The organism is Pseudoalteromonas sp. T1lg76 (assembly GCF_002964725.1).
GTDB lineage: Bacteria > Pseudomonadota > Gammaproteobacteria > Enterobacterales > Alteromonadaceae > Pseudoalteromonas.
In genome coordinates, this window is record NZ_PQCE01000010.1 from 104,327 (window position 1) to 115,093 (window position 10,767).

General features: G+C 50.7%; 10 protein-coding genes. 3 read left to right on the top strand and 7 right to left on the bottom strand.

Annotated elements, in window-relative coordinates; translation table 11 throughout:
* The first annotated feature begins 46 nt into the window (after positions 1-46).
* Both C2M35_RS04685 and C2M35_RS04690 read left to right on the top strand, forming a co-directional pair.
* Positions 47-904: a LysR family transcriptional regulator gene (locus C2M35_RS04685; RefSeq protein WP_105214608.1), complete on the top strand. Its 858-nt coding sequence runs from the start codon at positions 47-49 to the stop codon at positions 902-904.
* A gap of 154 nt (positions 905-1,058) precedes the next feature.
* On the top strand, positions 1,059-1,988 hold the full coding sequence (locus C2M35_RS04690; protein WP_105214606.1) for a porin: 930 nt from the start codon (positions 1,059-1,061) through the stop codon (positions 1,986-1,988).
* 51 nt (positions 1,989-2,039) lie between these two features.
* Here the strand turns inward: C2M35_RS04690 and recG are convergent, their stop codons facing one another.
* The 3 genes from recG to asnC all read right to left on the bottom strand — a co-directional run bounded on the left by recG (position 2,040) and on the right by asnC (position 5,409).
* Positions 2,040-4,115, bottom strand: coding sequence for an ATP-dependent DNA helicase RecG (recG, locus tag C2M35_RS04695; protein WP_105214603.1), 2,076 nt, complete (start codon positions 4,113-4,115; stop codon positions 2,040-2,042).
* Between the two features lie 64 nt (positions 4,116-4,179).
* Positions 4,180-4,875: a tRNA (guanosine(18)-2'-O)-methyltransferase TrmH gene (gene trmH, locus C2M35_RS04700; RefSeq protein WP_105258227.1), complete on the bottom strand. Its 696-nt coding sequence runs from the start codon at positions 4,873-4,875 to the stop codon at positions 4,180-4,182.
* Between the two features lie 75 nt (positions 4,876-4,950).
* Positions 4,951-5,409, bottom strand: a complete 459-nt coding sequence (asnC, locus tag C2M35_RS04705; protein WP_105200272.1) for a transcriptional regulator AsnC — start codon at positions 5,407-5,409, stop codon at positions 4,951-4,953.
* Between the two features lie 159 nt (positions 5,410-5,568).
* On the opposite strand from asnC, the gene asnA reads away from it, so the two are divergent.
* The gene (asnA, locus tag C2M35_RS04710; RefSeq protein ID WP_105264710.1) at positions 5,569-6,561 is read left to right on the top strand and encodes an aspartate--ammonia ligase; all 993 of its coding nucleotides are present in this window, start codon (positions 5,569-5,571) and stop codon (positions 6,559-6,561) included.
* Between the two features lie 175 nt (positions 6,562-6,736).
* On the opposite strand, the gene C2M35_RS04715 is transcribed toward asnA, so the two are convergent.
* From C2M35_RS04715 to gmk, 4 genes are all read right to left on the bottom strand, one after another.
* The gene (locus tag C2M35_RS04715) at positions 6,737-7,129 is read right to left on the bottom strand and encodes a RidA family protein (RefSeq protein ID WP_105200274.1); all 393 of its coding nucleotides are present in this window, start codon (positions 7,127-7,129) and stop codon (positions 6,737-6,739) included.
* 9 nt (positions 7,130-7,138) lie between these two features.
* The gene (spoT, locus tag C2M35_RS04720; RefSeq protein ID WP_105200275.1) at positions 7,139-9,244 is read right to left on the bottom strand and encodes a bifunctional GTP diphosphokinase/guanosine-3',5'-bis pyrophosphate 3'-pyrophosphohydrolase; all 2,106 of its coding nucleotides are present in this window, start codon (positions 9,242-9,244) and stop codon (positions 7,139-7,141) included.
* Between the two features lie 114 nt (positions 9,245-9,358).
* Complete coding sequence (gene rpoZ / locus C2M35_RS04725) at positions 9,359-9,634, bottom strand: DNA-directed RNA polymerase subunit omega (protein ID WP_105200276.1); 276 nt, start codon at positions 9,632-9,634, stop codon at positions 9,359-9,361.
* Positions 9,635-9,710: 76 nt separating this feature from the next.
* Positions 9,711-10,331, bottom strand: a complete 621-nt coding sequence (gene gmk / locus C2M35_RS04730) for a guanylate kinase (RefSeq protein WP_105200277.1) — start codon at positions 10,329-10,331, stop codon at positions 9,711-9,713.
* Positions 10,332-10,767 lie beyond the last annotated feature (436 nt).

The window sequence follows — 10,767 nt, forward strand, 5'->3', positions numbered from 1 at the left end:
CTTGGTTTTATTAAACAAAAAATTTTTATCGTGAGGATAAAAACGAGTGGATATCGATTTACTTAAAACCTTTATCGAAGTAGCGCGCACCCGCCATTTTGGCCGGGCCGCGGAAAATCTCTACATTACCCAATCTGCGGTTAGCTTTCGTATTCGCCAACTGGAACAAAGCCTAGGGGTCAACTTGTTCTTACGCCAGCGTAATAATATTCAGCTGACACCGCCTGGGGAGCGCCTATTGCCCCATGCCAAATTGATTGTCACTGGGGTGCAGCGGGCAAAGCTGGATGTGGCCCTGGCCGATAATATGCGCCGTCAATTGGCGCTCAGTGGCACCGCTAATATCTGGGATGCGTTTTTGCAATTCGGTATAGCCCATGTGGTCTCGGCCATGCCGGGGATCTCCCTGGTGGCTGAGGTGAAAAACCAACAGGAAAGCACGCGACTACTGCTGGAACGTACCTTGGATCTGGCTGTATTGTTTGATCTGCCTAAGGTTGATGAATTGGTGGTGGAGCCCATTTGCACTCTGGATATTATTCCGCTGTCGAGCTATCCGGACGCCACCGCCGAGACGTTTTTCAATAACCAGTATGTGTTTGTTGATTGGGGTACGGCCTTTTCCCTATGGCATGCCCGCAACTTTGCTAACTCGGCACCGCCCTATTTTCGTACCAGTACCGGGCGTATCGCCCTGGAGCTAATACTGCGTTGTGGCGGTAGTGCCTTTGTGCCCCGGGTGCAGGCGCAGCAGTATCTGGACTCTGGCGAGTTATTTTTAGTAGAGGGGGTACCGCAAACCTCACGGGATATTTTCGTTGCCTTCCATAAAGATAATGAACAAAAAGATCTGATTGAAAAATTGCAGTTGCAACTACAATTGCTGGGCGAAGAAGTCACCTAAAAAAGTGATTTAAGACAAAAGCATGACGCTTTGGTTTCATACCGGTGACGGTTTATTGAACATTAAGTTGCATCTGTCATATTTTTGTAATTTACCGCTGGCAGACTGCACGCATTGAAACACTTGTTGCGATTTTTTAATTGAGGAAACAACTATGCGATTTGCTCCTTCTGCTTTAGTAGTAGCGGTACTATCTGGTCTATCATTCAACGCGCTTGCCGACGTAAATATCTACGGTAAAGCCAATGTAACAATGCAGTCTTCTGACGAAGGTGAAGGTTCATTCACTGAAATCAAAAGTAATGCGTCACGCCTAGGCTTCAAAGGTACTGAAAACCTAAGCGATGGCCTAGATGTAGTTTATAAGTTTGAATTTCAGGTAGATGTTTCTGACGCCGACTCTAAAGGCGACGATGACAACATTACTGCTCGTAACCAATATGTTGGTTTAAAAGGTAACTTCGGTCAGGTAGTTGTTGGTCGTAACGACACGGCGCTTAAGCAATCTCAAGGTAAAGTTGACCTGTTCAGCGACCTTGAAGCCGATATCAAAAACATCTTTAAAGGTGAAAACCGTCTAGGTAACTCAGTTACTTATACTTCAAACAGCTATGGTGGCGTTAAGCTAATCGCCAGCTACATCGCTGAAGACGATGTTGATGCCGATGACGGTTACTCTGTAGCCCTTACATACGGTGACCAAGGTCTTAAAGAAACCAAGTTGTTTGCCTCTGTTGCTGCCGACAGCGACGTTAAAGGCTACGACATTGTTCGTGCTACGGTACAAACTAAGCTAGCTGGCTTTAAACTAGGTGCTATGTACCAGACTCAAGAGCCAGCCGAAGGCGGTGAAGACGCGGATGGTTTCCTAGTTAGCGCGTCTTACGCAATCGATAAAACTGTGCTTAAAGCTCAGTACCAAACGATGGACTTCGATGGTCTAGATCGCAATGGTATCACTGCGGGTGTGGACTACAAGTTCAACAAAAACACTAAGCTATTCGGCTTCTACACTAAGTTTGAAGACGATGCGGCGGAAAACGATGAAGATTACCTAGGCCTAGGTATCGAATACAAGTTCTAAGCCGGACTTAAAAATTGATAAGCCCCGACAACCTTGGTTGCCGGGGCTTTTTTATGCCTGGGCGTAGCTGGAACGGCCGGCGAGCCAACGCTGGCTTAATGCCATGGCGGCTTGCGGGTGCTCATGCAGCAGGCGCTTGGCCAGGGGACGTAATTGCCCAATGAGGGCCTTATCGCGCTCTAAATCGGCAATTTTAAAGTCGGTCATGCCGGTTTGCTTGGTGCCCAACACCTCCCCGGGGCCACGAATTTCAAGGTCGCGCTCGGCAATCACAAAACCGTCGTTGCTATCACGCAGCACTCCTAGGCGTTGTTGCGCCGTGTGAGACAGGGGCGCATGATAGAGCAGCAAACAATGAGAGGCGGCGGCACCGCGGCCGACCCGACCACGCAGCTGATGCAGTTGTGCCAAGCCTAAACGTTCCGGGTTTTCTATGATGATCAGGCTGGCGTTGGGCACATCAACGCCCACTTCGATAACCGTGGTGGCGACCAGTACATCCAGCTCGCCGTTTTTAAAACGCGCCATAATGTCTTGCTTTTCATCCGCCTTTAAACGCCCGTGCACCAGGCCAATGCGCAATTGCGGCAGGCGCTCGCTCAGCTCTTCAGCACTGAGTTGTGCGGCTTGGCATTGCAAGGCATCGGACTCTTCAATCAGGGTACACACCCAATACACCTGGCGGCCGTGCTCTTGCACCGCATGGCGCACCCGCTCGATCACATGGTCACGGCGACTGTCAGGCACAGCGACTGTGGTCACAGGTGTGCGTCCCGGGGGCAGCTCGTCAATAATGGAGGTTTCCAGGTCGGCATAGGCTGTCATCGCCAAGGTACGCGGGATGGGGGTGGCGGTCATTACCAGTTGGTGCGGGTAACAGTCGCCAAATTTGCCTTTTTCTCGCAGCGCCAGGCGTTGATGTACGCCAAACCTGTGTTGCTCATCGATAATAATCAGCGCCAGGTTGTTAAATTGCACCTGCTCTTGAAACAGGGCATGGGTGCCGATAATCATTTGCGCCTGACCACTGGCGATGTCCCCGAGGATTTGCTCCCGCGCCTTACCCTTGGTTTTGCCGCCAAGCAGGGTGACTGTCAGGCCCTGCTCGCTAAACCAGCGCTCAAAATTGAGGGCATGTTGCTCGGCGAGGATCTCGGTCGGGGCCATAAGGGCCACCTGATATCCGGCGGCAATGGCGCATAAGGCGGACAGTGCCGCTACCAGGGTTTTACCTGAGCCTACATCGCCTTGCACCAGGCGCATCATGGGGTAGGGCTGCTGCAAATCGGTTTTGATCTCCGCCACTACCCTTTGTTGGGCACCGGTAGGAGCAAAGCCCAGAGATGCTAAGAAGGCTTGCTCCAACGCATGAGTCGGCGCCAGTGTGACCGCTTTATGTGCCTGCGCCTTTTGCCTTAACGCCAATAGGCTTAGGTTATGGGCCAGCAATTCTTCAAAGGCGAGGCGCTGTTGCGCCGGGTGAGTGCCTAGCTCCAGTGCCTGCATATTTGCGTCTATGGGAGGCTCATGCAAATAACGCACGGCATCGTTCAATGCCCATCCGGCAGGGCGGTATTGCTCTGGGAGTAATTCTTCAATGGGCGAGCGGGCCAATACCTGCAAGGCTTGCTCCACCAGGTTGCGCAGGGATAACTGTTTAAGCCCTTCCGTAGTTGGGTAAATGGCACTGAGGTGAGTTTGGGTCGGTAAGGATTGGGCGCTGTCGCTGATGCTGTATTCCGGGTGGGCCATTTCCAGCCCCGCCTTGCCACGGCGCACCTCGCCAAAACAACGCATCACCTTACCCGTTTGCATGGCATTCTTTTGTGCCGCAGAGAAGTTGAAAAAGCGCAGGGTAATGCGTCCGGTGCCATCGTTGAGCTGACAGAGCAACATGCGCCGACGGCCAAAGGTGATGCTGGCGTTTTCTATGGTCGCCTCAATGCAGACATGGGTGTGCGGCAGTAGCTGATTGATGGCTACTACTCGAGTTCTGTCCTCATAGCGCAGCGGCAGATGCAGTAGCAGGTCCTGCACGGTTTTGATGCCGAGCCTATTGAGGCGCTCGGCCATTTTCGGGCCCACGCCCTTAAGTTCGGTGATCGGGTAAGTGTTGAGGCTCGACAATGGGCGCGTCCTTGAATCGGTAATACTCTAAGTGTACTGATCCAAGGGGTTGCCTTTCAAGTAGTTAACCTTTTCGCTTGTAACGTAAGGTGTTCCAGAAGGTCTCATCGGCGATGATTTCGCCCTCGTCGTCCAGCGCCGGGTAGGCCAGGCCTTTTTCTTTACACTGCTGGGCTATGATGGGGTGGCAGCCTTCAAACAATAATCTGTGTTTAATGCCCGGGTCGAGCATATCGCGCTCGTAGCAATTTTTGGCTTCGCGCTGACGCTGGGCTTCATACAAGATCAATGCGGCGGCAACCGACACATTCAGGGATTGCACCATGCCGCGCATGGGGATCACTATGTGTTTATCCGCATGGGCCAGGGCCTTATCGGAAATACCATCGCGTTCCTGACCAACGATAAACGCGGTGGGCTGGGTGTAATCGATATCGCGGTAGTCGACGGCATCATCGCTGAGGTTGGTGGCCAGCAACTGCACGCCTGGGATCTGCTCGCGGATTTTTGCCACCGCGGTGTCGATATCGTCGTGCATATGGGTTTCCACCCAGTTTTTACTGCCGCCCGAGGTGTTATTGGTGAGACGACGTTGCTCTTTTGGCCAGACCGCGTGGACATTATGACAACCCACGGCATCGGCGGTGCGCACTATAGCGGAAAGATTGTGGTGCTTATGTACCTCGTCTAAACATACTGTGAGGTCGGTTTGTCGTCTGTCTAATACCTGTTTTACTCGGTGGTAACGCTTGTTGGTCATGGCCCAATTCGACTGCAATAAAAAAGTGCCGGGATTATACGCTAATCAGGCAAGTGCAATCCAGCGGCACCCCGCTTAAGGGGCAACGTTGCGATTAATGGGGTTTTGTAAGGAGATCAGGGTTTCTGTGGACTGAATCGCCTCAATGGCCTGGATCTTGTTGATCAGCACGTCTTGCAGGTGCTCGATAGAACGGGTCATCACCTTAATAAAAATGCTGTAGTTGCCCGTGGTGTAATAGGCCTCGACCACTTCGTCAAGCTCGCGCAAGCGCTCCAGAGTCTGTGGATAATCGCGGGCGTTATTGAGATTTATGCCGATAAAACAGCAGACATCATAGCCCAGTCGTTTAGCATCAACGCTGACCTGAGTGCCTGTGATCACCCCGGCCTGACGCATCTTTTCTATACGCACATGTATGGTGCCGGCACTCACACCGCATTGTTTTGCCAATTCAGCATAAGGAGTGCGGGCATTGGTCATTAGGGCACCGAGTATGGATCTGTCGAGATTATCGAATCGATAATTTGTCATGGTGAAACAGGCCTTAAATTAAATGAAATCTAATATTTTCAAGTTAAATTGATTTTTATTTTTAAGTAAAGCTATTTCTTTTAGATGGTGTTGAATGTTTATTTGGTTGCGGTATTGTTTTTCATAACGAAGCAATCAGCAGCAATGGGAATGAGAGCCATGAGCCAAGAATTTATTCAACATCAACAAAGAATTAGTGCCGTAAAACAGATTTTTTCACAGCAACTGGCTACGGCCTTAAACCTAGTCGAAGTACAGGCGCCTATTTTGGCCCAGGTCGGCGATGGTCTGCAGGATGAACTAAGCGGCCATGAAAAAGCGGTATCTGTGCAGGTGAAAAGCCTGCCACAGCAAAGCTATGAAGTAGTGCATTCCTTAGCTAAGTGGAAACGCAAAACCTTAGGTGACTATGGCTTTAGCGTTGGCACCGGTATCTATACTCATATGAAGGCGCTGCGTCCGGATGAGGAAAGACTAAGTCCGATTCACTCAGTGTATGTAGATCAATGGGATTGGGAAAAGGTGATTTGCGAGCGCACCGAGCGCAGCCTGGCTTCACTAAAAGAAACTGTGACCAGTATCTACGGTGCCCTTAAGGCCACCGAAGAATATGTTGCCCGTGAGTTTGGCATTGAGCCGCAGTTGCCAGAGCAGATCCACTTTGTGCATGCGGAAAAGCTCCGTCAGCAATACCCTGATCTTAGCGCTAAAGAACGTGAGCGTGCCATTTGTAAGCGCTTAGGTGCGGTGTTCTTAATTGGTATCGGCGGTAAGCTGGCCGATGGTTTGCGCCATGATGTGCGAGCACCGGATTATGACGATTGGTCAACCACCGCAGAGGAAGGGCTACCTGGCCTAAACGGTGACATCCTGGTATGGAACAAGGTGCTTGAAGATGCCTTTGAGATTTCATCCATGGGAATTCGTGTTTGTCCTGAGTCCTTGTTGACTCAGCTTGAGCTCAGCGGGCAAAGCCATAAAAGTGCTATGCCTTGGCATCGGGCGCTACTGGCGAAGGAGTTACCGCAAACCATAGGCGGTGGCATAGGCCAATCGCGACTGGCCATGCTGCTGTTACAAAAAAGCCATATAGGTCAGGTGCAAGTTGGTGTCTGGTCAGAAGAAGTGAAGCAACGCGAAGCTTTACTGTAACTAAAAACTGCCGGCGTCAGCTCAGGCGCTGGCTTTAACCTTTATTCCCCTTGGTGATTTACAAGATATAAGGTGGATATAGGTACGCCGATTTCAAGGTCTTACTGGAAGAGGTTTATCAGGAGATTGAAGGTGCAGCAGAGGCGGCCATGAGTTTCCCCATGGCCTAAAGTACTTAGTTGGTTGACGGTAATTCCATAATGCCGTCAATTTCAACCTGTGAGCCCTTAGGTAGCTCTTTTACGCCGATAGCAGCGCGAGCTGGGTAAGGAGTTCGGAAGTATTGGCTCATGATCTCATTAACGACGGCAAAGTTGCTTAGGTCGGTCAAAAAGATATTTACCTTAACCATGTCCTGTAGTTCACCACCGGCGGCCTCACATACGGCGATTAGGTTTTTAAATACCTGATGCGTTTGCTCGGCAAAGTCGTCCGATACCATTTCCATAGTGCTTGGCACTAGTGGAATCTGGCCCGATAGATAAACGGCAGTGCCTACTTTTACGGCTTGGTTATAAGTACCGATAGCCGAAGGGGCATTTTCGGTAGAGATAATGATTTTGTTCATGATTTTCCTTTATTTTTTTCTATAAACCTTTTGCACATCCGGCATTACCCGAATGCGACGCATAATATTGGCGACGTGAATACGGTCTTTCACCGTCACGCCGAGGTCTATTACGTAGAGGTTACTTTCTTTTTCATCGGTTTGTAGTTCGACAATATTCGCTCCGGTAGAGGCCACTAAGCTGGTGAGCTTAGCCAAGGCACCCTGGTGGTTGATAATTTCCACCCGCAGCGTGGCGATATATTCTTTTTCCGAATTGTCTTCCCACTTCACCACGAAATACTTTGATAACTCGTTGCGCCAGCCACGAATATTTTTACATTCCTGGCGGTGTACGGTCAGGCCTTTACCTTGACTAACGTACGCAACGATATCATCTCCGGGCACCGGACGGCAGCATTTGGAGTAATTCACCAACATGCCTTCGGTACCTATGATCGCCGCCTTGGTCGAGGTGGCGAGTTTATCTAAATCGGCTTCATCGCTCTGCAGTAGGCGCTTGGCAACCAAGACGCTCATAATATTGCCGCAGCCGATTTCCACCATCAGCTCCAACATCGAATTGACCTGATGCTCTTCGAGCACCCGGTTTATGGTTTCGCTGCTGATGCTGTCGAGTGAATACTCGCCAAGGGCCGAGTCCAGTAGTCGGCGACCCAGTTGCAAGGCTTCTTCGTGACGCTGATTTTTCAGATAGTTACGCACGCACAAACGCGCCTTGGCGGTGACGATAAAGTTCAGCCAGGTGGCATTTGGATGCGCCCCTGAGCTGGTGATCACTTCCACTGTTTGCCCGGTATCCAGCGCCTTGCTCAGCGGATGCGGTTTGCGATTGACTCGCGCCCCGACACAGGTATTCCCCACATCTGTGTGCACCGCATAGGCAAAGTCCACCGCGGTGGCGCCCATGGGCAGCTCGACGATGCGGCCATCCGGGGTGAACACGTAAATCTCTTCCGGGAAGAGATCGGTTTTTACGTTTTCCACAAATTCGAACGAGGAGCCGGCACTTTGTTGTAGCTCTAGCAGGCTTTGCATCCATTGGCGCGCCCTTTGTTGTGCCGTATGACCAGAGTTCTCCCCGGTTTTCTTATACATCCAGTGGGCCGCGACCCCTTTGTCGGCCATATGATCCATGTCCAGGGTGCGGATTTGAATCTCTACGGGAATACCGTGCGGGCCGACCAGCGAGGTGTGCAGGGATTGATAACCATTAGTTTTGGGCACCGCAATATAGTCTTTAAAGCGGGTTTCAATGGGCTTATACAGATTATGAGCCACACCAAGTACCCGATAACAGGTATCCATGTTGTCGACCACGATGCGAAATGCATAGATGTCCATGACTTCGTTGAACATCAGCTCCTTGTTGAGCATTTTGCGGTAGATGCTGTAGAGGTGTTTTTCCCGGCCCGATACTTGGGCGTGAATACCCCATTCGCTGAGGCGCGATTCTATCTCGCCTTGAATGTTGGTGATCACTTCCTTACGGTTGCCGCGGGCCTTGGCTACTTCCGACTTTAAAGCGCGGTAGCGCATCGGGTAGAGAGCTTGAAAACCTAAGTCTTCAAGTTCGTTTTTAATATCGTGGATACCCAGGCGATTGGCGATAGGGGCAAAGATATCCAAGGTTTCACGGGCAATACGGCGGCGCTTATCCGGACGCAGGGCACCTAGGGTGCGCATATTATGGGTGCGGTCCGCCAGCTTGATCAGGATAACGCGAATATCCTGGGTCATCGCCATGATCATTTTGCGGTAGTTTTCCGCCTGGAATTCTCTTTTGTCTTTAAAGCCTAGCTTGTCGAGCTTACTCACCCCTTCGACCAGATCGGCGACGGTTTCACCGAAGATCCCCGCCAGGTCCTGTTGGGAAAAATCCGTATCCTCGATGACATCGTGCATTAAAGCCGCCATCAGGGTTTCATGATCCAACTTCATGTTGGCGAGGATTTGCGTTACTTCAACGGGGTGGGTGATATAAGGTTCGCCGCTTGAGCGAAATTGCCCTTCGTGCGCTTCTCTGGCCACGACGTAGGCTTTTTGTACTAGCGCCACATCTTCGGGGGCTAGGTATTCTGATATTTTTTTCTTGAGGCCTTCAAAGAGATACATTCACGCTCCGGAAACGGCGAGGAGAAATAGACTAAGAAGTGAATATACGATGAAAAGCGTGGAAAGCCAACGGCTGCAAGGAAAATGCAGCCGTTTACAGAGCATTATATGCGCTTACTGGTTACCGCCAACGATAGCGGCAACGGCAGCCATTTCGGCAGCTTCTTGGTTTTGCTGCTCCTGGCGCTCAATTGCGTCTAGGGTATCCACGGTAATGTGACCGTTTTCGATTTCACGTAAAGCGATAACCGTAGGTTTATCGTTTTCCGCATCTACCATAGGGTCTTTACCACCTACCGCGATCTGGCGCGCACGACGCGCCGCGACAAGGATCAAGTCAAAACGGTTGCCAATTTTATCTACTGCATCTTCAACAGTTACGCGAGCCATGCTTCACTCCAAAAATTAAATCTGTAAACGCGTAGTTTACTGCAACACCCACTCAAGGCCAATACTTGGGCGGGTTTTATTTTAATAGTTCGTCGATCAAGTCACCGTGTTTACGCTTTTGTGTGCTCAGGCGTAAACGGGTGGCGGCCACTATGGTGGCGATCTCTTCACGGGCGGTGTCGAAGTCATCATTTACCACTACATAATCGTACTCGTCGTAATGTGAGGTTTCCGATTGCGCTTTTTCCATGCGCGCGGCGATCACTTCAGCCGAATCCTGACCGCGATTGGTAAGGCGGCTTTGCAGTTCATCCTTGGACGGCGGCAAAATAAAGATGGTGGTGACCTCGGGAGCAAGCTCGCGTACTTGACGAGCGCCCTGCCAGTCGATATCCAGGAACACGTCAATGCCATTTTCCAACTGCTGCTCGATGGCCGCCTTGGAAGTGCCATAGTAGTTGTCGAACACTTGTGCCCATTCGAAGAAATCATCATTGGCGATCAGCTCTTTAAACTGGCCTTGGTCGACAAAGTGGTAATGAACGCCGTTTTCTTCACCTGGGCGCGGGGCGCGGGTGGTGTGCGATACCGACACCTGCATATTGGCATGGCGCTCTAGTAAGGCGTTGATCAGGCTTGATTTCCCTGCACCAGATGGGGCAGAAAGAATAAACAAATTACCACGAACTTGGCTCATGATGTCTCTCTAACAAATAACGGGACGACTAAAAATAGCCCACTAGTATAACGGATTTCTGCCCCCGGGTTAATATCAATGGTTTTGGTCGGTGCTTCGCGTTTTGTAGGTCGGTGTGTTTTGTAGGTCGATGCTGTGCGCCGACATTTGTTTCACGGCACCTTTGTCGGGGTGGAACCCCGACCTACAGGGCAATATGCTTCTGCATTGCTTATTTGTCGGGGTGGACCCCGACTTACCAGGGACAAAACTAAAGGTGCACATTGCTTTTCATGGCCCTTTTACACTAAGTTGATGATAGGGTATGTTGACCTTTGTTGTTTGTTTCTGCAGCAGTTTGTAGCGGATTTATACAAGGCGGCACATGTGTGGTGTAGTTATTCTACATAAACATGTAACAACACAGTAGAAATGCGCTACAAGCGCTGCCCTGCGG